Here is a 24452-nt window from a genome sequence, read left to right as displayed (position 1 = left end):
TCGCCTGGATCGAGTCCACCCGTCCTGCCGAGCCACCGCCGCCGCGCCGCCCCCGAGGCCGCCCCACCAAAGCCGAGCAGCTCGCTCGGCAGCGCTGGGCCAACACAGCGACGGAAGGGAGGTGAGCCATGTCTGCGCCACACGCCTTCGCCGAGGCCACTCCGAAATCCCAGCAACACCGTCTGGATCAGGCCCTCGAACGACTACGGCAGCGGGTTCTTGAGCGCTCTGCCACAGCCTCGGCAACGCCACGCCCAACCGCAGGGGCGGTCGTCCAGCTTCCTTGGTGGCGTGACCCGGATCGGGCCATTCCCAACCATCTTGCAAGGTCCAGTCTCTTTGCACCCATCGGTCGGGGTGCCCGCGCCATGCATGACGGGAAGATCCTTACGAGCAGGTCGGATGTCCAGCTACGGTACTGGGGGGCACAGCTTGACGAGCCGGACTGCGACGTCTGGATGCATGCGCTCCATGAAGCGCGCCTCCGTCCCATCGGTAGTCCTGTGCCCATCATCCGGTCGCGCTTTCTGGAGTCCATCGGGCGGCACTCTGGCCGTTCGGAATATCAATGGCTGCATGAGTCGTTCCTTCGCCTCAGCCGCGGCATGCTGGAGGTGAAGACCTCGAAATACACAGTGGGCGAAGTACCGCGTGGGGTCACCCCACGCAAGGGCGTTCACCGGGTCCTGCACCTGATCGACAGCTTCGATCTGGACGAAGACCTGGACACCTACGCTCTGCGGATCGACCGCCGCATGGTTCAGTTGTTCGGCGACCGCGAATTTGCACTGGTGGACTGGGAGAAGCGGCTGCAGATCAAACGGCAGCAGGATATGGCCAAGGCGCTGCAGCGCTTGGTTGCCACCTCGTCCGATACGACACAGCGCCACAGCCTCGCCTGGCTCAAAGAAAAGCTCCAGTACAGCAGTCCCATCCGCAAGTTCCGCCGCGCCATCTTGGCCGCTGCGGCTGAGCTGGAACGGTTGGAAGTCATCGTCGGCATACGGCTGGAGCAAAGCACTCACGGGAAGGAGCAGATCGTATGGACACGCCTGTGATAGCAGCCCCCGAAGAACACCGGAAATGGTCTGATGCGGGGGCTGCGACTACCGCGTCACTTCCCGCCGTGGAGCAACTGGTTGCCACTGTTCGCACGTGCCTGGACACCCTCTCCGCGATCAGGCCCAAGGGTGAACCCACGAGCCAATCAGCAGCCACGCAGGCGGAGTACCTGAAGCTGGCCAGGCAACTGATACGGCAGGGTAACAGTGCCGACGGCGGCCTCGTAGCCGTGGTGCGCAACACGGGTAGGCCGACTACGTTTTACAAGCGCCTGGCGGCGCTGCGTTATCACTGCTTTCACAGCATCGACGTGCTTGCCACTGAGCTACCGCAGGCGCTGGACGCCACCATCCAGGAGCGACTGCAGGCCTCCTGCCACGAACTACTGATGACCATGCAGGCGTTGATTAGCCTACAGCGTCAAGGCATGACCCAGCCGAGGCGAAAGCGCCGAAGCAAGCGGCAAGCGCTACGAGGCCTGCCACCCACTTGGCGGGAAGACCTTTGCGCGCGCGGTGTTCGCGGCAAGTATGCCGACGCGCTTCTGATCTCCGCGCTGACTGGCGCTCGTCCGGCCGAGGTGGCTGCAGGCATTGATGCCTGGGTGGAATTCGACGACCTGCTGGGTAGGGACATCCTCTGCTTATATGTGACTGGCGCCAAGGTCAAAGCAAACCAGGGTCAACCGAGCCGCTTCGTGGCCTACTCGGCGAACGACACTCATCCGCTAATCGCAGCCCTTGTAAAGCGGCTTAGCTCGGAGCCCGGCAAGAAGCTACGCGTCCAGATCGCCAAAGCTGGTAACTTCACGACGGAAATCCAGCGACTCGGGCGCAGCCTCTGGCGCGATCACGGTCACACCATCACCGCCACTTGCTTCCGACACCAGTGGAGCGCGGACGTGAAGGCATCAGGTGACGGCGATGCCGCCAGCCGTGGGCTCGGCCATCGCAGCGCCAAAACGCGGCGTCATTACGGCACGGCGCATCAAGCGCGCGGCGGACACGCCTTACGTCCGGTGCGCATTGAGGCCAATTTGCCCGTCAAGGCGCTGCAATCCCAGGCTCGACCAGACGTGCGAGCGCCTCAGCCGGAATGAGGTAATGCCGTCGCCAAATGGGGCAATGTCGCCTTTCATTGCCCCATTTGCACCTGGTGCCGATCAGCCACGGCATACATCCAGAGGGGCAATGGGCATGGTGCAACTTTGCATTGCGCAAATGCATGCAAAGGCAGTACATTTGCGTGACACTATTGACGAGACACCGCCATGTCACGCCTGAAAGACGAAACCCTTTCCATCCGCACCTCTGCCGAGATCAAGCAGCTTTTGCGCTTGGCGGCTGATCGCGAACGCCGCTCGGTGGCATCGATGATCGAAATCCTGGTGCTGGAGTACGCGCGCAGTCATGACTTGACACTGGACCGCCCGAACGGAGAACCGGCCAAGGCGGGCGCTTGACATGGCTGCTCAAACCACAGGGAGCCGCCTGCCCGCCACACCCGCACATCCATGACGGCAGGAACAGATTCATGACGACCACAGAACACCAAATCGAGCTGGACCTGATCAGCAAGCTCGGCGACCTCAAGTACACCTATCGCCCGGAAATCCGCGATCGCGTCGCATTGGAAGCCAACTTCCGCGCCAAGTTCGAAGCGCTCAACCGGGTACATCTGACCGACAGCGAGTTCCAGCGCCTCCTCGATGGCATCGTCACGCCCGATGTTTACAACGCAGCCCAGACGCTGCGCAACATCAACAGCTTTGAGCGAGACGACGGAACGCCGCTGAACTTCACCCTAGTGAACATCAGGGACTGGTGCAAGAACGACTTCGAGGTCGTCAACCAGTTGCGTATGAACACCGATAACAGCCATCACCGCTACGACGTGATGCTGCTCATCAACGGTGTGCCGGTGGTGCAAATCGAGCTGAAGACCCTGGCCGTCAGCCCACGCCGGGCCATGCAGCAGATCGTTGATTACAAGACCGATCCCGGCAATGGCTACGGCAAAACGCTGCTGTGCTTCCTGCAGCTCTTCATCGTCAGCAATCGCACCGATACCTGGTACTTCGCTAACAACAACGCGCGGCACTTCAGCTTCAACGCTGATGAGCGCTTCTTGCCGGTTTACCAGTTCGCCAGCGAGGACAACAAGAAGATCACGCAGCTCGATAGCTTTGCTGAGAAGTTCCTGGCCAAGTGCACCTTGGGCCAGATGATCAGCCGCTACATGGTGCTGGTGGCCAGCGAGCAGAAGCTGCTGATGATGCGGCCGTACCAAATCTATGCCGTCAAAGCCATCGTGGAATGCATCCACCAGAACTGCGGCAACGGCTACATCTGGCATACCACCGGGTCAGGCAAGACGCTGACTTCGTTCAAGGCGTCCACCCTGCTCAAGGACAACCCGGACATCGACAAGTGCCTGTTCGTGGTGGACCGCAAAGACCTGGATCGCCAGACCCGCGAGGAATTCAACCGCTTCCAGGAAGGCTGCGTCGAAGAGAACACCAACACAGAAGCGCTGGTACGCCGCCTGCTGTCCGACGACTACGCCGACAAGGTCATCGTCACCACTATTCAGAAGCTGGGCCTGGCTCTGGACGGCACCAATAAGCGCAACTACAAAGAGCGTTTGGAGGCGCTGCGCGAAGCTCGCATCACGTTCATTTTCGACGAATGCCACCGCTCGCAGTTCGGCGAGAACCACAAAGCCATCAAAGAGTTCTTCCCCAACGCTCAGCTCTTTGGCTTCACGGGCACGCCCATCTTTGAGAAGAACGCCAGCTATCAACAAATTGAGGGGCAGCACGCCAGCTACCGAACCACCGACGATCTGTTCCAGCGCTGTCTGCACCAGTACACCATCACCCACGCCATTGAGGACCGCAACGTCCTGCGCTTCCACGTGGACTACTTCAAGCCCGAGGGCAAGAACCCATCCAAGCCCGGCGAAGGTATTGCCAAACTGAAGGTCATTGAAACCATCATGGCCAAGCACGACGCCGCTACCAATGGGCGCAAGTTCAACGCTGTGCTGGCGACCGCCAGCATCAATGATGCTATCGAGTACTTCGAACTATTTGCCAACGTTCAGAAGCAGCGAGCGGAGCAAGACCCCGAATTCCGCCCGCTGAACATTGCCTGCGTGTTCTCCCCGCCCGCCGAGGGCAACAAGGACGTGCAGCAGATTCAGGAAGACCTGCCGCAAGAAAAGGAGGACAACCAGCAGGACCCTGAAGGCAAAAAAGCGGCGCTCACCCGTATCGTCGCTGACTACAACGCCCGCTTCGGTACCAACCACCGCATTGGCGAGTTCGACCTGTACTACCAGGATGTGCAGAAGCGCATCAAGGATCAGCAGTACCCGAACACCGATCTGCCAGCCGAGCAAAAGATCGACATCACCATTGTCGTGGACATGCTGCTCACCGGTTTCGACTCCAAGTACCTCAACGCGCTGTATGTGGACAAGAACCTCAAGCACCATGGCTTGATCCAAGCGTTCTCGCGGACTAACCGCGTGCTGAACGACAGTAAACCCTACGGCAACATCCTCGACTTCCGCCAGCAGCAGAAGCCGGTCGAAGAGGCGATTGCGCTCTTCTCCGGCGAGAAGATCGACAACCCGCGCGAAATTTGGCTCGTAGACCCTGCGCCCAAGGTCATCGACAACCTGCAGACGGCCACCCAGAAGCTGGCTGACTTCATGCAGTCACAAGGCGTGGCCAATGCGCCGGAAGAGGTAGCCAACCTAAAGGGCGACGCCGCTCGGGCGCAGTTCGTCAACCTGTTCAAGGAAGTGCAGCGCCTCAAGACCCAGCTCGATCAATACACCGATCTTTCCGAAGAACAGAAGGCGCAGATCACCCAGATTGCGCCGCCCGATCAGCTGCAAGGCTTCAAAGGGGTGTACCTGGAGACTGCCAAACGGCTGAAGGAACAGCAGGACCGCGATCAGGCTGTGCCCGAAGTGCAGCAGCTTGATTTCGAGTTCGTGCTCTTCGCGTCTGCGGTGATCGACTACGACTACATCATGGGCCTCATTGCGAAGCTGACGCAGCAGAAGCCCGGCAAGCTCACCATGAACCGGGAGCAGCTCATCGGTCTGATTCAGTCCGACGCCAAGTTCATCGATGAGCGCGAGGACATTGCCGAGTACATCCGGGGCCTGCCGGTCAATGAAGCATTGGACGAGAAGCAAATCCGCAGCGGATTTGACCGCTTCAAGGCAGAGAAGAAAGCACGGGAACTGACCGATATTGCTAACCGCCATGGGCTTGTGCCTGACGCACTGCAAGGCTTTGTCGATGAAATCCTGCGACGCCGCATCTTCGACGGAGAGAAGCTCACCGACTTTCTAGAACCGCTCGGACTCAACTGGAAGAGCCGGCGTGTGAAGGAGTTGGCCCTGATGGAAGAGCTGACTCCACTGCTGCACAAGCTCGCCCAAGGCCGAGAGATCGCCGGCCTGGCTGCGTATGAGGAGGGACGATGATGGGGACCGTCTTTGCACAAGGGGCACAGTGGATTCGTGCAGACTTCCATCTGCACACCCGCGCAGACCGCGAGTTCAAGTTCACGGGCGATGACAACTTCTACAACAGCAACTATGTGGATGCGTTGGAGAACGCGGGCATTCGCCTGGGCGTCATCACCAATCACAACAAGTTCGACTTCGATGAGTTCAAAGCGCTGCGCAAGACAGCGCAGAAGAAGGGGATTGCGCTGCTGCCAGGCGTCGAGCTGTCGGTCAATGATGGGGCCAATGGCATTCATACGCTGGTTGTCTTTTCCGATGATTGGTTGGCCGATGGTCATGACCATATCAATCCCTTCTTGGGCGTCGCGTTCAAAGGAAAAGTCCCAGCGCAGTATGAACAGGAAAATGGTCGATCTTCGCTGTCGCTGGCGAACACCATCGAGGAGTTGGAAAACTACCACCGCGACTTCTTTTTCGTCTTTGCTCATGTCGAAGCGCCGAGTGGGCTTTGGGCCGAGCTGGATGGGGGGCGTCTTGCCGAGCTGGGCCGAAATGAGTTATTTCGCCGCCGCACGCTTGGCTTTCAGAAGGTGCGCACGTACAACAAGGTGCAAGAGAAAAACAAACCCTGCCGGACTAAAGCGCAGCAGCATCTAGGTGACTGGTATCCCGCCGAACTCGAAGGCTGCGACGCCAAATGCATAGAAGACATTGGTCAGGGCAAAGCCTGTTATCTCAAATTGGGCGAGCTGTCCTTTGAGGCGGTCAAGTTTGCCTTGAGCGATCCCGCTGCGCGGGTCGCCACGGAGCCGCCCAAGCATCAGGCGTCGCACATCCGCAGCATCCACTTCGACGGGGGCATCCTCGATGGTCAGACGCTGCACTTCTCTTCCGAACTCAACACGCTGATCGGCATCCGGGGCAGCGGCAAGTCGTCCATCCTGGAGGCGGTGCGCTACGCCCTCGATATTCCACGAGGTGAGAAAGCACAGGACACCAAGTACAAGGACGAGTTGATCCGGCACACCCTTGGCAGCGGCGGCAAGGTCACGCTGACAGCCTGCGACGTGTACGGACAGGAGTTCACCATCTCCCGCATCTTCCGCGAAGCGCCGAACGTCTACCTGGGGGGCAAGTTGCAGCCCGGCGTGTCGATCCGGGAGACTGTACTGCGTCGCCCGATCTACTTCGGCCAGAAAGACCTTTCCAGCACCGGCGAAGGCTTCGAGACCGATCTGGTGGAAAAGCTGGTTGGCGAGAAGCTGCGTGTGCTGCGTGAGGAAATAGATGCCCAACGCCAGCGCGTGCGCGACGCTGCTCAGCGCTGGCTCAAGCTCAGCAACACGGCCGAACTCAAGCGCGACTTCGAGACCCAGCTCAATGATGCCAATTTCCGTCTGACCAAGTTCGCGGAGCACGGCGTCGCCGACAAGCTTCAAAAGCGCCTCGGCTTCCAGCAGGACGCCACTGCGCTCGCGCGCATGAAAGAGCGGGCAGACAGCTTCATCCTCGCCCAGGGGCAATTGATTGCCGAGCATGAGGACGAGTTGCGCAACGCGACGAGTTACGTGTCCAAGCAGAACCCAGATTTCTTCACGGCCTACTACGCCGAGTTCTCCAAGCTCGTTGCCAAGGTCGATCAGCTCAAGCAGATCGAGCAAGACGCGCGAGCCATTGCGGGTCGCCTCCAGGCCAAACAGGGCGAGTTTGAAGGCGCAAGCAAGAACCTTAAGGAGGAGTTCGCACAAGTCGAGCGCCAACTGGCTCAGGAACTCAAGCAGACCGGCATGACAGCCATCCAGCCGGACGACTTCCTCACCCAGCAGCAACGCAAGACCAAGGCGGAGCAAATGCTGGAGGCGTTGACCAAGCAGGAATCACAGCAGACCAGCATCCGCGACACGCTGTTTGCCGAGATCGACAAGCTCAATGAACTCTGGCTGCGCGAGTTCAACACCATCAAGGCGGAGCTGGACCGCGTGAACGCTGGCCACACCGCCTTGCAGATCGAAGCCGACTTCAAGGGCGACAAGGAAGCCGCCATCAGCTTCATGCAGCAACTCTTCAAGGGCAGCAACATCCGCGAAACCACCCTGCGCGCAGTGATGGAGGACTATGCCGATTTCGGCGGCCTCCTGCGTGCCCTTCCGGGAGCCTTGGCCAAGGCCGGCAGCACACCCGAGGTCTTCGAGAAGACCTTCATGCAGAACCTGACCGAGTTCGTCACCTGGCAGGTGCCCAACCGCTTCGTCATCCGCTATCGCGGCAAAGAGTTGAAGCACCACTCGCTCGGGCAGCGCGCTTCGGCGCTGCTGCTGTATGTGCTCAGCCAACGCCAGAACGACGTGATCATCATCGACCAGCCGGAAGACGATCTGGACAACCAGACCATCTACGACGATGTGATCAAGCTGCTGCGTGAGATGAAACCTCACGCCCAGTTCATCTTCGCCACCCACAACGCCAACTTCCCGGTGCTGGGTGACGCCGAGCAGGTGCACGCCTGCCAATACCAGGACGAGAAGGTCGCCACGCGAAGCGGCAGTATCGACGCCCGCCCGGTGCAGGAAGCCATCATCAACATCATGGAAGGAGGCCAGGAAGCCTTCAACCGTCGCAAAGAGGTCTACAACCTATGGAAACCACAGAGCTGATCGACATCCTCAGCCGGGGAGAGGACAGCCGCCATCAGTTCAAAGCGGATATCACCAATGCTAATTCACTTGCGGCAGAGGTGGTCGCCTTCAGCAACTCTTCGGGCGGACGAATTTTCATCGGCGTGAACGATGACGGTTCGGTGCGTGGGCTATCTAACGACGACGTAGCCCGTCTCAATCAATTAATTGCCAACGCTGCCACCAACAATGTGCGTCCGGCAATGGCTCCGCTAACAGAAAACGTGCCCCACCCGAATGGGATCGTGTTAGTTATCACTGTGCCAGAAGGAATCAGTAAGCCCTACATGGTGGCCCAGGACGGCGCCCTCTCTATCTGGGTAAAAAAGGGGTCGGACAAGCGTAGGGTCAATGACCGTGAAGAAATCCTGCGCCTATTTCAGCAAGCCGGTTCGGTACACGCAGACGAAACTCCCGTTGCGAGACTCAGTGCCGGAGATATAGACCTGCCGTACTTCGAAAGATTTTTTGAAGGACAATTCGGCGAGTCACTCGCCCAGCATAACCAGCCGCTGCCGCAGTTGCTGACCAACATGAACCTGATGAACCAGGGGCAGCTCAACGTGGCGGGCGGCCTGCTGTTCGCCAAAACACCGCAGTACGCGCTACCCGCCTTCATCGTCAAGGCCGTCGCTTTTGTCGGCACTGAGATCGAAGACGAGCGCTACATCGACAGCCGCGACATCACCGGCAAGCTGGCCGATATGTTTCAGCAAACGCTGGGCTTCATCGTCGCCAACACCCGCGCCGCGCAGGGCGAGCAGGGCTTCAACACCCAGGGTCAGCCCGAGATTCCGCGCATCGTCTGGGAAGAGCTGGTCGCCAACGCCCTCATTCACCGCGACTACTTCGTCAGCGCGCCGGTCCGTGTTCTGGTGTTTGCGGATCGGGTCGAGATCATCAGTCCCGGCCACCTGCCCAACAACCTGACCATCGAGAACATCAAGGCGGGCAACTCCAATATGCGCAACCCGATTCTGGCGTCCTTTGCCGCCAAGCTCCTGCCGTATCGCGGACTGGGCAGCGGCCTACTGCGCGCCTTGCGGGCATGGCCGCAAATTGAACTCATCGACGACCGGGCGGGAAATCTGTTTAAGGTCACCGTCGCGCGGCCATCGGGGCAAGATGCATGAATAACAGCGAAAAACAATCCTTGGTGCCTCAGCTACGGTTTCCAGAGTTTCTAGATGCGAAGTCGTGGAGTTTTCAGACGCTAGCGAAGCTAGCGAGGCGCTCCACGCAGAAAAATACCGACGGCGAAGTAATCCGCGTTCTAACCAATTCCGCCGAATTTGGCGTGATTGATCAACGTGATTTTTTCGACAAGGATATTGCCACCCAAGGAAATTTAGAGGGATATTACATCGTCGAGGATGGCAGTTACGTCTACAACCCTCGCATCTCCGCCTTGGCTCCGGTCGGACCCATTTCCAAGAACAGGATCGGCTTAGGCGTGATGTCGCCGCTATATACGGTATTCAAGTTTAATGATGCCCGTAACGATTTTTACGCCCATTATTTCAAATCGACGCATTGGCATCAGTACATGCGCCAAGCCTCCAGCACAGGCGCACGACATGATCGCATGAGCATTTCAAACGATGCTTTCATGAGCCTGCCACTCCCAGTTTCCACACCAGATGAGCAACAAAAAATCTCAGACTGTCTGTCTTCCCTCGATGAGCTGATCACAGCGGAAACTCTGAGACTGGACGCCCTCAAGCTCTATAAAAAGAGCCTTATGCAGCAGCTTTTCCCCCGCGTGGGAGAAAATATGCCCCGCCTCCGATTCATCAACGAAGGTGATTGGACTGTAGCAAGTTTGCCTGAGGTCGTGTTCTTCCAAGAAGGCCCGGGAATTATGGCGGTTGATTTTCGAAGTGAAGGAGTACCGCTTGTTAGGCTTGCAGGAGTTGGAGGGATCAACGTCACCCTGGATGGTTGCAATTACCTAGACCCCGAAAAGGTGGATCAGAAATGGGCACACTTTCGTCTTGAGCTCGATGATTTAATCATTTCAACCAGCGCCACCTTTGGCCTCACATCAATTGTGACAGAGGTTGCAGTAGGAGCCGTCTTTTACACCGGACTCATTCGGTTTCGACCAAGCAATGAACGGCTAACCCTTAGCTACTTGAAGGTTTTCTTGGGAAGTCCTCATTTTGAGCAACAAGCTGCATCTGCCGCAGTGGGTGGAGGGATAAAACACTTCGGCCCCACGCACTTGAAGCAAATGGAGATTCCAATTCCACCTTTGGCAGAGCAACGATCTATTGCCGACTGCATGGGAAGCCTCGACGCTAGGATTGCTGCCGACACTCGAAAGCTCGAAACCCTCAAACTTCACAAGCAAGGACTGATGCAGAAGATCTTCCCCGTGCTTGATGGGCTATCGGTATGAGACCAGGCGTACCCTTCGCTAACCTTCCGGTGCTGGCCGCCCATCTGCGGGGAGAGCTAGAAAACAAGAAGGTCATCCTGCTCTATGCCTACAACGGCACCGGCAAGACGCGGCTGTCCATGGCGTTCAAGGACATTGGCAAACAGAATGAGGCCCGCGATACGGTGTATTTCAACGCCTTTACCGAAGACCTGTTCCACTGGAACAATGATTTGGCTGGCGATTCTGATCGTCGCTTGTTGCTCAATAGGGATTCGCGGTTTTTCCAGGGCGTGTTCGAGCTGGAAATGGACAACCGCATCCGCCCGCTGCTGCGGCGTTATGCGGACTTCGATTTCCGCATTGACACACAGGGGCACGAGTGGGCTGTGCGCTTTTCGCGCTTAGTAGACGGGCAGACCGTTGACAACATCAAAGTCTCGCGCGGTGAAGAGAATATCTTCATCTGGTGCTTTTTCTTGGCCGTGGTCGAACTGGCAATGGACCCGGAGATCGAGGCTTACCAGTGGGTGAAGTACCTATATATCGACGATCCGATTTCTTCGCTGGATGAGCACAACGCGATTGCCGTGGCCAACCATCTGGCGCAATTGCTAAAACGGCAGGATAACAAGCTCAAAACGGTGATTTCGACGCACCATACGTTGTTCTTCAACGTGTTGTGCAACGAGATGAAGAGCGCCCGCAAGTACGTTGTCAACAAGCATCCAAACAATGGGGGATACCTGCTGCGCCCCGAAGATGGCGACACACCATTCTTCCACCACGTTGCTGCCTTAGCCGAGCTGTACCAGGCTATGCAGGAAGACCGGTTGTTCACCCATCATTTCAACATGCTGCGCACGATTCTGGAGAAGACGGCCAGCTTTCATGGGCACAAGAATTTCTCGGTATGCATCAAGCAGGATGATGACGACCCGGACGGCATTCTGCACACACGCCTGATCAACATCCTCAGCCACGGCAACTATTCGCTATACGAGCCGCAGCAGATGCTCGATGAGAACAAGGCTTACTTCAAGAAGGTTCTGAACGACTTCCTGAATCGCTACCCCTTCAATCCCGATTTGTTCCCTCAGGCTCCTGAGGCCGCACCAGCAGGCACACCATGACCGATCTCGAAAGACAAAAACTGGGCAAGACCCTCTGGGCCATTGCCGACCAACTGCGCGGCGCGATGAATGCGGATGACTTCCGCGACTACATGCTGGCCTTCCTGTTTCTGCGCTATCTGTCGGACAACTACGAAGCAGCCGCCCAGAAGGAGCTAGGGTCGGACTACCCTCAGCAGATCGATGGTTCGGTCTCCACGCCGCTGCAGCAATGGTATGAAGGCAATCTAGACGATGTGCCCGAGTTCGAGAAACAAATGCGCCGCAAGGTGCATTACGTGATTGAGCCGCAATACCTGTGGCGCAATATCGCCGAGATGGCTCGCACACAGCACGCTGAATTGCTAAGCACACTGCAAGCCGGCTTCAAGTACATCGAGGAAGAATCCTTCGCCAGCACCTTCCGGGGGCTGTTCTCGGAGATCAACCTGGCATCGGACAAGCTGGGCAAGACCTACGCCGAGCGCAATGCCCGCCTGTGCAAGATCATCGCCGAAATCGCCAAGGGCCTGGGCCAGTTCTCCACCGACAGCGACACCCTGGGCGACGCCTATGAATACCTGATCGGTCAGTTCGCGGCAGGCTCGGGCAAAAAGGCTGGCGAGTTCTACACGCCGCAGCGCATTTCAGACATCCTGTCGGCCATCGTCACGCTGGACAGTCAGGAGCCAGCCACGGGCCAGCGTTCGCATCTGGACAGCGTGCTCGACTTCGCTTGCGGTTCTGGCTCTTTGCTGTTGAACGTGCGCCACCGGATGGGGCCACATGGCATCGGCAAGATTCACGGGCAGGAGAAGAACATCACCACCTACAACCTGGCGCGCATGAACATGCTGCTGCACGGGGTGAAGGACTCGGAGTTCGAAATCTTCCACGGCGACACCCTGCTCAACGAGTGGGACATGCTGCGTGAAACCAACCCCGCCAAGATGCCGAAGTTCGACGCGGTTGTAGCCAACCCACCATTCAGCTACCGCTGGGAACCGAGCGAGGCGCTGGGCGAGGACACCCGCTTCAAGAACTATGGCTTGGCACCGAAGTCGGCCGCTGACTTTGCCTTCCTGCTGCATGGTTTCCACTTCCTGAAGCAGGACGGCGTGATGGCCATCATTCTGCCTCACGGCGTGCTGTTCCGTGGGGGTGCTGAGGCGCGCATCCGCACCAAGTTGCTCAAGGATGGGCATATTGACACGGTGATCGGCCTACCGGCGAACCTGTTCTTCTCCACCGGCATTCCGGTGTGCATCTTGGTGCTGAAGAAGTGCAAGAAGCCCGATGACGTGCTGTTCATCAACGCGGCTGAGCACTTCGAGAAGGGCAAACGGCAGAACCAGCTGCTGCCCGAGCACATCGACAAAATCATCGACACCTACCGCTACCGCAAGGAAGAGCCTCGCTACTCGCGCAGGGTGCCATTGGAAGTCATCGAGAAGGAACACGACTTCAACCTGAACATCTCGCGCTACGTGAGCACGGCCGAGGCGGAGGAAGAAATCAAACTGGCGGCGGTGCATGCGGAGCTGGTGGCGCTGGATCAGAAGATCAGGGCAGCCACCGATCAACACAATGAATTCCTCAAGGAACTGGGGCTGCCACCGCTGCCCTATGGCGCCGAGGCATCACGGTAAGGATTCCCCATGGCGATCTGGCTAGTCCGTGCAGGCTCGCACGGCGAATACGAGCAGAAGTTCATCCAGGAGGGTCGGGTCTATGTGACCTGGGATGACCTGAACCTGGACCTATCCAAGCTGCAACAGCGAGGCGAGCTGACCGCTGAAATGACCCAGCGCTACCCCGAGGCCAAGCCCAAAGCAGTGCTGAACTGGGTGAGTCAGGTCTGGCCGTTCGCGCATGAGATGCAGATTGGTGATCTGGTGGTGCTGCCGCTGAAGACGCAGCCTGCGGTCTACATCGGCGAGATCACGGGCGACTACCGCGCCGAGAAGGCGGGCCCGAACCCCTTCTTTCATTGGCGCGCAGTCAAGTGGATCGGCGAAGCCATCCCGCGCACGCACTTTGGCAAAGACCTGCTGTTCTCCTTCGGCGCGTTCCTGACGATCTGCCGCATCCAACGTAACAACGCGGAGCAGCGGATTGCGGCCATGCGGGCCAGCGATTGGAAAGCGGAAACACTGTCCGCCCCCGCCAAAGCGGCCACGGCAACGACGACTGATGCAGAGGCCGCCGACACCGATCTGGACGAACTGGCACGCGACCAGATCGCCGCGCTCATCTCTGCTCGCTTCAAGGGTCACGGCCTGACCCGCTTGGTCGAAGGTATCCTGAAAGCGCAGGGCTACACCACCTACCGTAGCCCGGAGGGCGCAGACGGCGGCGCCGACATCCTGGCGGGCTCTGGCCCCCTGGGCTTTTCCGCGCCGAGGTTGTGCGTGGAGGTGAAGTCCGAGGATTCACCGATTGGGCGCGAATCGGTGGACAAGCTGCTGGGGGCAATGACCAAGTTCAATGCCGACCAAGGCCTGTTCGTTGCGTGGGGCGGCTTCAAGGGCAATGTGCAGAAAGAGCTGGCATCGCAGTTCTTCCGATTGCGTCTGTGGACGCAGAAGGAATTGCTTGAACAGCTATTCGAGCAGTACGAGCGTCTGGACGAAGACCTCAAGGCGGAGCTGCCGTTGAAGCGGGTATGGATGGTGGCATCGCAAGACGAGGCGCTTTGAAGACCAAGCTGGGCGAGGTGTTCACACCTTGTTCGGCAGGGTGCCGCCACATTGTTCGCGCCCTTCATGGCATGCAGTCGCCATAGTCTTCACACACTGCCCCCACTTGTTTCGCACAAGGCAGGCACCGGTCTTCGCACATGGGTTGGCACCGTCTTTCGCACATTCATGCTGGACGCACGGTCGCAAGCAGGCAGTCCCCATCGCATTCGGCACATTCTTTGAGCTAGCTTCTTCGAGCTCAAAGAATGTGGCCGCTGAGCGCCAAGCCGACAGGTTTGGTGGGCAGCGGCGGATGGGGACAGCCCGATAGCTGCTGCGTCCAAGATACCTCTCAGGCTGAGTCCTCGTTGCGGCCAGGTGCCGCGTTGGCACCGCCGAGCACCAGCAGGTCGATCTTGAAAGCCAGCATGGCGGGATTCATGCCAGCCCGCATGGCCTTGCGCAACGTGGCCTCCAAGATGCGCCAGCCCAGAGAATCCCCTTCTGTGAGCGAAAAGCCTTGCCCAGGGGGGGCCCCCAAGTGCTGCATGAACCCATGCGCCAGCTCACCGCTGGGAATCTCTTGCCCTCCCTGCTCGGCAAGACTCAACAGCACGGATGCCAACTCTCGCGGGTCTTGGGTCGGAATCCCTTCCAGCGCCACAGGCAGCACGATCATGCGGTCTGGCCTGACCATCGCGGCCAAATCATCCTGCGCCGTGGGCCCCGGCGTGAGAGACAGTCGAACCCATGCCTCGCCCCACTGCAAAAATCTCGTGTGTGACATGCCAGGATGCTCGTCGAGGAACAAGCATCGGGGCGCCACTGGCTCCTGAAGCAGGTTGAACACGGTGCGCAGGTGGGCCCAGTCACCTTGGTCGGTCCAGCTGTGCACCATGTCCGACCGAACCTGACCGCCTTGCACGCCCAGGTGGTACAGCAGCGCCGTCACGCGCGCCGCAGAGATGACCTGTGGCTTGCCCTTCAGCCATGCAGACAAGTTGGCCGCACGGATGCCGGTGGCGTCGAACACCGCAGCCAATGTGAGGCCTCGCAGGCGTAACAGAGCGCCTGCGAGTATGGGGAGTTGTTCGTTACTTAAAGCGGGCATGGCAGTCTTTTAGACGATCACAATAAATCACTATAACCCTCAGTCGCCATACTGACGAGACTGGATTGCCGTCCTTTCTACTGTTATAGTAATTTATAGCTAAACAGGAGAGATCGCCATGACACGCACATCCCGTCATCGCTCTTTGAGCCGTGCGACCTACCAAGAGGCGGTGGCAGCGCTTAAAGCCCGGCATCCCTGGCTTGCCCGGCAGGTGGTGGAGCCTGCCCCGGGTCATTTGGCCGTGCTGGAGTATTTCGTGACGCAGTGCGAACTGCTGATGAAACCCGCAGACTATCGGCACCTGCCGCTCTTCTGCGCCACCACGCAGCGGGACAAGCTGAGCATGCGGGTCGAATTGGTGGGTGCCAGCGTGAACCGTGACCGGGCACTGCTAGATCTGATTGAGGCCGCCCGTCATGCTGCGCAACAGCATTGCCCCGTGTGCTCGGCCCCGGTAATTGGCGGCGATGCCAACGCGGGCCAAGGTGTGCGCTGCAAACGGCACGAGGCCACTATCGGCCTATACACGGAAGACCTGAAGCGCAACCACAAGCTCGCGGTCGCGCAGGGCCTGCTGCCTGCACCCGCCAAGGCCGAGAAGTCCATTCGCGGCGAGCCGCTCGATCCATCCATCGACCACGCCGTGCATGCCCTCGTGCAGGCCTTGCCCGACATGAAGCCGTCCACATCCACCCCGGAGCAGCCTGCCCGGCCAGAGCCGAGGGCCACACCGCAGATTGCCTTTCTGGAGGCGGCAGGCCTGCGCAGCTTTGTCGAGCGCCACCGCGCCAAGCCTGAGGAGAAGGCAAGGCGGGCGCAGTACATCGCCGAGCGCATCCGCTCAGCAGGCCACGAGCGTCGCCGACTGGGTGAACTGCCCGATGATTGGCCGGAATTGATTGCGGAGTTCCAGCGTGACTTCCCCAACTTCGCAGAACTGACCGAGGTGCTGCACGACCACTTCGCGCTGCATGCGATGGGGGACGGCCGCGTGGCTTGGTCGCCCATTCTGTTGGTCGGCCCAGCGGGCATCGGCAAGACCGAGGCCGCGCGTTGGCTGGCAGATCGTCTCTGCCTTCCCTTCCGGGTGATCGACATGGCCAGTACGCAGTCCAGTTCGCCATTAGCCGGGTCGGAATCCTTCTGGTCCAACTCCGAGCCGGGTGTTGTGTTTGAGCTGCTCGCTTACCAGCCGAAGGCCAACCCCGTGGTGGTACTGGACGAACTCGACAAGACCGACCAACAGCGTCAATACGACCCGCTGGCCGCGCTCTACACTCTGCTGGAGCCCCGCAGCGCGCGCAAGTTCGTAGACCTGTCGATCCGCGATTTCTCAATTGACGCCAGCCACGTGAACTGGATCGCCACGGCTAACAGCACCGATGGCATCCCGGCTCCCCTCTTGTCGCGGATGACCGTGTTGCACATGCAGGCACCCACGCCTGAGCAGGTCGCCCATATCGCCCAGACGATCTACGGCCGCTTGCGAGCTGAAAGCAGCTGGGGCTCAGTCTTTGCGCCCAGGCTGGACGAGCAGGTCGTGAGCCAGTTGAAAGACCTGCCGCCACGGAGCTTGGGCCTGGCCTTACGGCGCGCGCTTGGGCGTGCAGCCAGGGAGGAGCGGGATCACATCCAGGTCAGCGATTTGCCTGCCACTTCCGCCCCTTCGCGCCGGGGAATCGGGTTCATGGCCTGAAATGCAGCAAAGATGAGGGGGGCGTTGGCGTGTGAGAGTTTCAGCGCGCCGCGTCCCGTTTCATCGGCTCGTTGCCCCCCGATTACCGTAATTATGATAATTACGGTAATCACTGGGATGGTCACCCTCGAAGATGAGACTGCCCGCAAGCATGGCAGAACCAGGTACTCTGCCACTGGCGTTTCGCGGCACTGTAGACTTTGGCCTGCGCATGCCAGCCCTTCATCAGCAGCCAGCCAAACGCGATCAGACTCAGACCGATAGCGGCTTGCTTCCAGTTGTAGAGCAGGAGTGCCATCGCGGACATACCGACTCTGCAGCCGCGCTCGAAAAGATCACATACCGTCGCGGCGTGGTAGACCACGGCGCCACCCAACCCGTAAGCAGCGACGAACGGAATGGGGGACGGCGGGGCTGGCGGAGCACAATGCTGGGCCAACACCGTTGCCTGGGAGCCTTGGGTACTCCCCTGCACGAACTGCCCATCTAAGGTGACGGCGGTGTGCGTCGCGTGAAAGTGCTGCGTGCCGTTTGCGTGCACGACGGACATGGGCTGGATATGTGCGCTGCCACAACTCGGACATTGCATCGCCATGGTCAGCCCTCCGAACCTTCGGTGTTGACCGTGCAGGTCAACGTAGTTTCTCCGCCTTCCATACCCGCCGATAGCTCGCCGACCTTGGTCAAGCGGCCATAGGTCTTGCCGTCCTTGCCCAGCTTCAGCGCGGCCGATTTCACAAGCTGCTGGACGGTGACGCGAGCCAAGTAGCTGCGATAGGTTTGTTCACCTCCGTCACGCGACACCGCAACCTTGCGGACGCCGAACCCGTAGACCTTGACGGGCTCAGCGAGGGTGACGGGCGTGATTCCCTGGTCTGGATTCCAACCGGCCTGCTTGAGCTTGGACTCGGCCAGATCAAATCGTGGGCCGATGGCACTGCAAGTCAGTGCCTGTTCGAGTTGTGCCTTGGCCTTGGTGTTCATGGGCTGCGACGCTCCGTAGCTGGAGACAGGAAGCACGGTTGGCTTGATGACCACATTAGCGTCGTACCCCACCAACCAAAGATTGGTCGGTGCGCCGGGCTGCCAGCCGGTGTCGAGCACCAGTTGCTGGACAAACCCCTGGAAGGCGAGCTGCTGCCGCTCGCTGATCGGCTGCCGGTCGGGGATAGCCAACATAGGCGGCTTGGGGCCAGTCGTGCGGACATTGCCGCTGTGCTCGACCGCCATCTGCTGCATGAAGAGGTGCAGGTTGGCGGCGTTGTTGACCGCGTACCCCACCGACTGCCCCCAGCACACAGAGAAGGCTGGCACCGCTTCGGACTTGCTCTTGCTCCACCAAATGGTGGCGGAGCCGATCCAGCAGTCATTGCGAGACCATTCCGTGACCGTGACAGCCACTCGGGGGAAATAGGTCTTGGGCGTTCCGTCGTAGGGATGCTTGCTGAAGACGCCTGCCAATGCTGTCGTGCGGATGCCGGGAGCACTGACCGGGCTCGTTCGATCCTGCTTCGCCTGATTGGTTGCACCAGCAGGTCGGACCTCCGTGGCGGGGGTTAGTACAGGCTGCGTGCTGTCTGGGCTGACTTTGGCCGGGGCGCCAAGAGAGAGATGGACTTTAGTCGAACCGTCAGGCTGGGGCTGCGTCGTCACGCAGCCCGTCAAGGTAATCACCGCCATGACAGTCATGGCTGCTTTGTGAGCCATCATGCCGACGGCCTTCGCCGAGTCGGAACGTGCGTTGCCTTGCGAGAACAAATTACTGTTTACATCCTTCATAAGCCTCCCCTGAGATTTCGGTAGCCGTTCGATTGTTATCTATAGACACGTGTCAATAGTAAACCAAACGCAAAGACTTGGCGCCTATGCGTCCAAGTCGAAACCAACTGCTGATCACTGCCCTGGGGGTAGAGGTCAAGGTGCGCCGGTTGGAATTGGCGCTGTCTCAAGAGGATGTAGCCGGGCGCTGTGAGCTCGACCGTCCATTCATCACGATGATCGAGAGTGGCCGCAAGCAACCCACTATCAGCGTCCTGCACCGCCTGGCGGTTGCCCTGGATTTGTCGCTGGGTGAGTTCTGTCAGAGGGTCGAGAACCGCTACCGCGCAGAGTCGGCGGCTGCAGCCGCCAGCCTGTCCACAGGCCAGTCGGGTAAATAACTGGTAGAAGACGGTAGAGGTTGATCGCGTGGCCGCGAACCGTTGTGCCAGTTAGCCTTTCAGGCTGAGGGCGGAACGCTCTCCCGACGGATCGGAATGCCATCCCGAAGGTGCGGAACGCCATCCCGAGCAGGATGGAACGCTATCCCGATTGGCCTGGGCAAGTTATCCACAGTCAGCCCAACTTCTTGGCCAAGTCTTCGGCGCGGGGGTGGTAGTAACGTTTGAGCATGCGAAGGTCTTTGTGGCCGGTCACAGCAGACAGCTCCAGGACGTTGCTGAGCTTCTCGGCCAAGCGCGAAGCACCTTCGTGACGCGTGTCGTGGAAGTGCACATCTTCCAGAAAGCTCGCGACAGGCTTGCGCTTGGCGGCCTTGCAGTCAGCCCGGTACTGTTCCTGCGCGCGCTCAACCGCCCTCACAAAGCCCTTGCGCAACGCCATGGCCGTAGTCTCAAACACGGGCCCTGTGCGTTGGGTTGACTGGTCATCCTCATCCGCGCGAGGCAAGGCTCTCAGAATGGCGACTGCTCTGGTGGACAGTGGCACCGTCCTGGCCTCACCGTTCTTGGTGTCGGGCAGGTGAGCAGTCTGGCGTTCCAGATCCACGTTCTCCCATGTCAAGGCAAGGAGCTCGCCTCGCCTCATGGCCGTTTCGATCGCCAGCTTCACGAGCGGCAACAGCCACGGATTCCGGGCGCCTTTGCTGAAGGTGCCATCAGCCAGCCGCTCGCCCCCCGTTAGTGCCGCCAGCAGGTATGTCTCTTCCTCCGCAGAAAAGCGCCGATCCCTCGCCCGGGCCTTCTCCGGACGCTTGATGTACGGAACCGGGTTTTCAACATGGATGCCCCACTCCCTGCGTGCGTGATTGAGTACGGCAGACAGCACGTCAATGTCGCGGTTGACCGTCGCTCCGCCGACTTCCTTCAAGCGCCGGTCGCGCCAACTGGCGACAGCGCTGCTGGTCAGTGCCGACATCTTCAGTTTCGGGAGGACCGCATCCTTCAAAATCACGTTGATCTTGACCGACTCGATGGTGGCCGACTTCTTCGTCGGGGTGACCTCACGCTGGTAGCGGCGCAACACCTCCCCCAGCGTGTTCTTGTCCGCCTCGCGGCGATCCACGAAGCCGGAAGTCTCCAGCTCGCGTTCAACTGTCCGAATCCACTTCTCTGCGTCCTCGCGGTAGGTGAAGGTGCGCGACTGTTCAGGGAAGCCCTTGCGTCGGACCTTTGCCCGCCACTGGTACTCGCCTCGCTTTGTGATCTGTCCCATACGTCTCCCTGATGGCCCAATGGCCCAAGAATGGCCCAAATAATCAGGAAGCACCTTAAACCACCAGTAAAAACGGCACAAGGGCTAAGCGTTCGGGACGTAGAGGCCGGAGGTTCGAATCCTCTCACCCCGACCAGAATTTTTCTTGCACATCAAGAAGTCATCAAAGCCCCAGTCACTGGGGCTTTGTCGTTTCTGAGCCCGCCCGTGGCAGATCGGACGTCTTCGCGCCACGTCCGCGCAAACGGATAAACAGCCTCTCGGGACCTTGCTCTTCCAGTTGGGGCAAGGTCAAAGGCGATGAGCGAAGGCAAAAGTGCACACAAAAAAGCCGCAACGTTCACACGTTGCGGCTTTCGCATTCGGCCAGGAAAAACGGGGGCGCTCACACCCGCTCGGCCACCCAAGCCTGCACGCTGGCCAAAGCCTGCGGCAGCGCGCTGGCGTCGGTGCCGCCGGCCATGGCCATGTCGGGCTTGCCACCGCCCTTGCCCCCCACCTGCTGGGCGACAAAGTTCACCAGCTCGCCGGCCTTGAGCTTGCCGACGCTGTCGGCGGTCACGCCCGCGGCGATCTGCACCTTGCCACCGTCCACGGCGGCCAGCACGATGGCGGCGGTTTTCAGCTTGTCCTTGAGCTTGTCCATGGTGTCGCGCAGTACCTTGGCGTCGGCGCCTTCCAACTGGGCGGCCAGCACCTTCAGGCCTTTCACGTCCACGGCCTGGCCCAGCAGTTCGTCGCCTTGGGCCGAGGCCAGCTTGCCTTTCAAGGCAGCCACTTCCTTTTCCAGCGCCTTGATCTGCTCCAGCGTCTGCGCGACACGGGCGGTCAGCTCGGCGGCGGGGGCTTTGAGCGCACCGGCGGCTTCGCCCACGGTGCTTTCCAGCTGCTGCAGGTAGGCCAGGGCGTTGGCACCGGTCACCGCCTCGATGCGGCGCACGCCGGCGGCCACACCGCCTTCGGCCACCACCTTGAACAGGCCGATGTCGCCAGTGCGCTGCACGTGGGTGCCGCCGCACAGTTCGCGGCTGGAGCCGATGTCGAGCACGCGCACGGTTTCGCCGTACTTTTCGCCGAACAGCATCATGGCGCCGGTCTTCTGTGCGCTTTCGATGTCCATCACCCGCGCCTGGGCGGCCGCGTTGGCCAGGATTTCGGCGTTGACGATGGCCTCGATCTGGCGGATTTCGGCGTCGGTCACCGGGGCGTTGTGGGCAAAGTCGAAGCGGGTGCGTTCGGCGTTGACCAGCGAGCCCTTTTGCTGCACGTGGCCACCCAGCACTTCGCGCAGGGCCTTGTGCATCAGGTGGGTGGCGCTGTGGTTGCGCACGGTGGCGGCGCGCAGGGCGGTGTTCACCTCGGCGGCCACGTGGTCGCCCACGGCCAGGGTGCCTTGTTCCAGCACGCCGTGGTGGCCGAACACGTCGGCCTTGATCCTCAGCGTGTCTTCCACCGCGAAGCGAGCGGAGCCGCTGGTCAGCGCGCCCTGGTCGCCCACCTGGCCACCGCTTTCGGCGTAGAAGGGCGTCGTGTCCAGCACCACCACGCCGGCCTGGCCGTGCTTCAACTCGGCCACTGGGGTGCCGTCCACGTACAGGGCCAGCACCTTGGCCTGGCTGGCCAGCTGCTCGTAGCCCACGAAAGTGTTGCCGTCACCGCTGTAGTCCAGCGCCTTGTCCATCTTGAACTTGCCAGCGGCGCGGGCCTGGGCCTTTTGCTTTTCCATGGCGGCTTTGAAGCCGGCTTCGTCCACGCCCAGGCCGCGCTCGCGGCACACGTCGGCACTCAGGTCCAGCGGGAAACCATAGGTGTCGTGCAGCTTGAAGGCCACCTCGCCCGGCAGCACTTTTGCGCCGTCGGCCAGGGCAGCGTCCAGGATCTGCATGCCGTTTTCCAGCGTTTCGTAGAAGCGCTCTTCCTCGGCCTTGAGCACCTCGGTGATGCGCTGGGCTTGTGCCGCCAGGTTGGGGTAGGCCTCGCCCATCAAGCGCACCAGGTCGGGCACCAGCTTGTGGAAGAAAGGCGCCTTGCGGCCCAGCTTGTAGCCGTGGCGGATGGCGCGGCGCACGATGCGGCGCTGCACGTAGCCCCGGCCTTCGTTGGACGGGATCACGCCGTCGCTGATCAGGAAGGCCGTGGCGCGGATGTGGTCGGCGATCACCTTCAGCGACGGGTTGGCCAGGTCGGTGCAACCGGTTTCGCGGGCAGCGGCTTGGATCAGCGCATCGAAAATGTCGATTTCGTAGTTGCTGTGCACGCCTTGCAGGATGGCGGCCAGGCGCTCCAGGCCCATGCCGGTGTCCACGCAGGGCGCGGGCAGCGGGGTCACGGAGCCGTCTTCGTGCATCTCGAACTGCATGAACACGTTGTTCCAGATCTCGATGAAGCGGTCGCCGTCTTCTTCCGGACTGCCCGGGGGGCCGCCGGGGATGTGCTCGCCGTGGTCGTAGAAGATTTCCGAACACGGGCCACAGGGGCCGGTGTCGGCCATCATCCAGAAGTTGTCGCTCTTGTAGCGCCCGCCCTTGTTGTCGCCGATGCGGATCACGCGCTCGGGAGGCAGGCCAATCTCTTTCGTCCAGATGTCATAGGCTTCGTCGTCCTCGGCGTAGACCGTGGCCAGCAGTTTCTCGGCCGGCAGCTGGTAGACCTGGGTCAGCAGTTCCCAGGCCCATTTCAGCGATTCGCGCTTGAAGTAGTCGCCAAACGACCAGTTGCCCAGCATCTCGAAGAAGGTGTGGTGGCGGGCGGTGTAGCCCACGTTTTCCAGGTCGTTGTGCTTGCCGCCGGCGCGCAGGCAGGCCTGCACAGACGCGGCGCGCACGTAACTGCGCTTGTCGGTGCCCAGGAACACGTCCTTGAACTGCACCATGCCGCTGTTGGTGAACATCAGCGTCGGGTCGTTGCCGGGCACCAGCGGGCTGGACGCGACCACGGTGTGGCCCTTGGCGGCGAAGAAGTCCAGGAAGGTCTTGCGGATCTCGGCCACGGAGGCCACGGGTTTCGCGGAAGGCTGGGTCATGGTCGGCTGCGGCGTGGCGGAGCCACGCGGTGTATCGGTTCAAGAACTGGGGTTTGCACGCCGGCGCAGCAAGCACCCGTGGCAAAGCAACCCTTCATTTTAGCGACTGGACCTGCCGGACAGCGGTCCTGCCCTCCGATGCGCCCCAAAGCGCGCCGTGGTGCGGGTGGCGCTCAGGCCCGCCAGCCACTGGCCAACGCTCGGGTCAGCTCGCCGGCTGGCATGGGGCGGCACAGCGGCGCGGCCTGTCCCGCCCACAGGGGCGTGAAATCGCTGCGGCCGGCCTGTTCGGCGGCGCTGCGCAAGGGGGCCATGGCGCTGGCCGCCAGCGGAAACGCCGGCGCCACGGGGCACCAGCCCACGCTGCCCTGGCCCAGGGCACGCATGGCGCGGTTGACGATGCCGCGCGCCGGCCGCCCGGTGAACACATTGGTGAGCGCGGTGTGGTGGGCGGCGTCGGACTGCAGCGCCTGGCGGTGCAGGGGCGAGGTCTGCGCCTCGGGGCACAACAGGTAGGCCGTTCCCACCTGCACGGCCGCGGCGCCCAGGGCCTGCGCGGCGGCCACGCCCGCGGCGTCGGCAATGCCGCCGGCCGCGATCACCGGCACGCGCACGGCACGCACCACCTGGGGCAGCAGGGCGCAGGTGCCCAGTTGCAGGCTCAGGTCGTCGCTCAAGAAATGGCCGCGGTGGCCGCCGGCCTCCAGTCCCTGGGCGATGACGGCGTCGGCGCCATGGGCTTCGAGCCAGCGCGCCTCGTCCACCGTGGTGGCGCTGGCCAGCACCT

Annotated in this window: 18 protein-coding genes; 12 read left to right on the top strand and 6 right to left on the bottom strand. The window is 60.6% G+C overall.

All coding sequences use genetic code 11. The features are described 5' to 3' along the window. Positions 1-128: 128 nt before the first annotated feature. The 10 genes from trfA (at position 129) to CON77_RS10345 (ending at position 14419) form a co-directional block, all read left to right on the top strand. Complete coding sequence (gene trfA, locus CON77_RS10390) at positions 129-1058, top strand: plasmid replication initiator TrfA (protein WP_157826913.1); 930 nt, start codon at positions 129-131, stop codon at positions 1056-1058. After that, on the top strand, positions 1043-2161 hold the full coding sequence (locus CON77_RS10385) for a site-specific integrase (RefSeq protein WP_157826912.1): 1119 nt from the start codon (positions 1043-1045) through the stop codon (positions 2159-2161). Before trfA ends, CON77_RS10385 begins: the two co-directional genes overlap by 16 nt. 171 nt (positions 2162-2332) lie before the next feature. Continuing rightward, complete coding sequence (locus tag CON77_RS10380; protein ID WP_101049079.1) at positions 2333-2524, top strand: hypothetical protein; 192 nt, start codon at positions 2333-2335, stop codon at positions 2522-2524. 71 nt (positions 2525-2595) lie between these two features. Beyond that, positions 2596-5568, top strand: coding sequence for a type I restriction endonuclease subunit R (locus tag CON77_RS10375; protein WP_101049078.1), 2973 nt, complete (start codon positions 2596-2598; stop codon positions 5566-5568). Further along, positions 5565-8207 carry a TrlF family AAA-like ATPase gene (locus CON77_RS10370; RefSeq protein WP_101049077.1) on the top strand — a complete coding sequence of 881 codons (2643 nt, stop codon included), beginning with the start codon at positions 5565-5567 and terminating at the stop codon, positions 8205-8207. The genes CON77_RS10375 and CON77_RS10370 overlap by 4 nt, the downstream gene beginning before the upstream one ends. Further along, complete coding sequence (locus tag CON77_RS10365) at positions 8189-9361, top strand: RNA/DNA-binding domain-containing protein (protein ID WP_101049076.1); 1173 nt, start codon at positions 8189-8191, stop codon at positions 9359-9361. Before CON77_RS10370 ends, CON77_RS10365 begins: the two co-directional genes overlap by 19 nt. Continuing rightward, positions 9358-10629 (top strand): restriction endonuclease subunit S, encoded by a 1272-nt coding sequence (locus CON77_RS10360; RefSeq protein ID WP_101049075.1) that lies wholly within the window; start codon positions 9358-9360, stop codon positions 10627-10629. Before CON77_RS10365 ends, CON77_RS10360 begins: the two co-directional genes overlap by 4 nt. Continuing rightward, positions 10626-11741, top strand: coding sequence for an AAA family ATPase (locus CON77_RS10355; protein WP_101049074.1), 1116 nt, complete (start codon positions 10626-10628; stop codon positions 11739-11741). Before CON77_RS10360 ends, CON77_RS10355 begins: the two co-directional genes overlap by 4 nt. Further along, on the top strand, positions 11738-13369 hold the full coding sequence (locus tag CON77_RS10350; RefSeq protein ID WP_101049073.1) for a type I restriction-modification system subunit M: 1632 nt from the start codon (positions 11738-11740) through the stop codon (positions 13367-13369). The genes CON77_RS10355 and CON77_RS10350 overlap by 4 nt, the downstream gene beginning before the upstream one ends. A gap of 9 nt (positions 13370-13378) precedes the next feature. After that, on the top strand, positions 13379-14419 hold the full coding sequence (locus CON77_RS10345; RefSeq protein WP_101049072.1) for a restriction endonuclease: 1041 nt from the start codon (positions 13379-13381) through the stop codon (positions 14417-14419). Between the two features lie 334 nt (positions 14420-14753). On the opposite strand, the gene CON77_RS10340 is transcribed toward CON77_RS10345, so the two are convergent. Further along, entirely contained in the window at positions 14754-15512 is a 759-nt protein-coding gene (locus CON77_RS10340) for a helix-turn-helix domain-containing protein (RefSeq protein WP_101049071.1), read from the bottom strand. 118 nt (positions 15513-15630) lie between these two features. Here CON77_RS10340 and CON77_RS10335 point away from each other — a divergent pair, with 118 nt between their 5' ends. Further along, positions 15631-17211: an AAA family ATPase gene (locus CON77_RS10335; protein ID WP_101049070.1), complete on the top strand. Its 1581-nt coding sequence runs from the start codon at positions 15631-15633 to the stop codon at positions 17209-17211. Positions 17212-17332: 121 nt separating this feature from the next. On the opposite strand, the gene CON77_RS10330 is transcribed toward CON77_RS10335, so the two are convergent. Next, positions 17333-17761: a hypothetical protein gene (locus CON77_RS10330; RefSeq protein ID WP_101049069.1), complete on the bottom strand. Its 429-nt coding sequence runs from the start codon at positions 17759-17761 to the stop codon at positions 17333-17335. Between the two features lie 47 nt (positions 17762-17808). Next, entirely contained in the window at positions 17809-18990 is a 1182-nt protein-coding gene (locus tag CON77_RS10325) for a hypothetical protein (protein WP_232788494.1), read from the bottom strand. Positions 18991-19076: 86 nt separating this feature from the next. On the opposite strand from CON77_RS10325, the gene CON77_RS10320 reads away from it, so the two are divergent. Beyond that, positions 19077-19370, top strand: a complete 294-nt coding sequence (locus CON77_RS10320) for a helix-turn-helix domain-containing protein (RefSeq protein WP_101049068.1) — start codon at positions 19077-19079, stop codon at positions 19368-19370. Positions 19371-19545: 175 nt separating this feature from the next. Here the strand turns inward: CON77_RS10320 and CON77_RS10315 are convergent, their stop codons facing one another. From CON77_RS10315 to CON77_RS10305, 3 genes are all read right to left on the bottom strand, one after another. After that, positions 19546-20643 carry a site-specific integrase gene (locus CON77_RS10315; RefSeq protein WP_101049067.1) on the bottom strand — a complete coding sequence of 366 codons (1098 nt, stop codon included), beginning with the start codon at positions 20641-20643 and terminating at the stop codon, positions 19546-19548. Between the two features lie 385 nt (positions 20644-21028). Further along, positions 21029-23665, bottom strand: coding sequence for an alanine--tRNA ligase (alaS, locus tag CON77_RS10310; RefSeq protein ID WP_101049066.1), 2637 nt, complete (start codon positions 23663-23665; stop codon positions 21029-21031). Between the two features lie 173 nt (positions 23666-23838). Further along, positions 23839-24452: NAD(P)H-dependent flavin oxidoreductase (locus CON77_RS10305; protein ID WP_232788492.1), on the bottom strand; the 614-nt coding region annotated here is incomplete at its 5' end.

This window comes from Macromonas nakdongensis (genome assembly GCF_002837145.1).
GTDB lineage: Bacteria > Pseudomonadota > Gammaproteobacteria > Burkholderiales > Burkholderiaceae_C > Macromonas_B > Macromonas_B nakdongensis.
The sequence above is the reverse complement of the archived record's forward strand: the minus strand, read 5'-3'. Positions and strand labels throughout refer to the sequence as shown.

Excerpts from the sequence above, each read along its gene's own strand:
- trfA (WP_157826913.1), top strand. The coding sequence starts at position 129 with ATGTCTGCGCCACACGCCTTCGCCGAGGCCACTCCGAAATCCCAGCAA.
- CON77_RS10385 (WP_157826912.1), top strand. The coding sequence starts at position 1,043 with ATGGACACGCCTGTGATAGCAGCCCCCGAAGAACACCGGAAATGGTCT.
- CON77_RS10380 (WP_101049079.1), top strand. The coding sequence starts at position 2,333 with ATGTCACGCCTGAAAGACGAAACCCTTTCCATCCGCACCTCTGCCGAG.
- CON77_RS10375 (WP_101049078.1), top strand. The coding sequence starts at position 2,596 with ATGACGACCACAGAACACCAAATCGAGCTGGACCTGATCAGCAAGCTC.
- CON77_RS10370 (WP_101049077.1), top strand. The coding sequence starts at position 5,565 with ATGATGGGGACCGTCTTTGCACAAGGGGCACAGTGGATTCGTGCAGAC.
- CON77_RS10365 (WP_101049076.1), top strand. The coding sequence starts at position 8,189 with ATGGAAACCACAGAGCTGATCGACATCCTCAGCCGGGGAGAGGACAGC.
- CON77_RS10360 (WP_101049075.1), top strand. The coding sequence starts at position 9,358 with ATGAATAACAGCGAAAAACAATCCTTGGTGCCTCAGCTACGGTTTCCA.
- CON77_RS10355 (WP_101049074.1), top strand. The coding sequence starts at position 10,626 with ATGAGACCAGGCGTACCCTTCGCTAACCTTCCGGTGCTGGCCGCCCAT.
- CON77_RS10350 (WP_101049073.1), top strand. The coding sequence starts at position 11,738 with ATGACCGATCTCGAAAGACAAAAACTGGGCAAGACCCTCTGGGCCATT.
- CON77_RS10345 (WP_101049072.1), top strand. The coding sequence starts at position 13,379 with ATGGCGATCTGGCTAGTCCGTGCAGGCTCGCACGGCGAATACGAGCAG.
- CON77_RS10340 (WP_101049071.1), bottom strand. The coding sequence starts at position 15,512 with ATGCCCGCTTTAAGTAACGAACAACTCCCCATACTCGCAGGCGCTCTG.
- CON77_RS10335 (WP_101049070.1), top strand. The coding sequence starts at position 15,631 with ATGACACGCACATCCCGTCATCGCTCTTTGAGCCGTGCGACCTACCAA.
- CON77_RS10330 (WP_101049069.1), bottom strand. The coding sequence starts at position 17,761 with ATGTCCGTCGTGCACGCAAACGGCACGCAGCACTTTCACGCGACGCAC.
- CON77_RS10325 (WP_232788494.1), bottom strand. The coding sequence starts at position 18,990 with ATGAAGGATGTAAACAGTAATTTGTTCTCGCAAGGCAACGCACGTTCC.
- CON77_RS10320 (WP_101049068.1), top strand. The coding sequence starts at position 19,077 with ATGCGTCCAAGTCGAAACCAACTGCTGATCACTGCCCTGGGGGTAGAG.
- CON77_RS10315 (WP_101049067.1), bottom strand. The coding sequence starts at position 20,643 with ATGGGACAGATCACAAAGCGAGGCGAGTACCAGTGGCGGGCAAAGGTC.
- alaS (WP_101049066.1), bottom strand. The coding sequence starts at position 23,665 with ATGACCCAGCCTTCCGCGAAACCCGTGGCCTCCGTGGCCGAGATCCGC.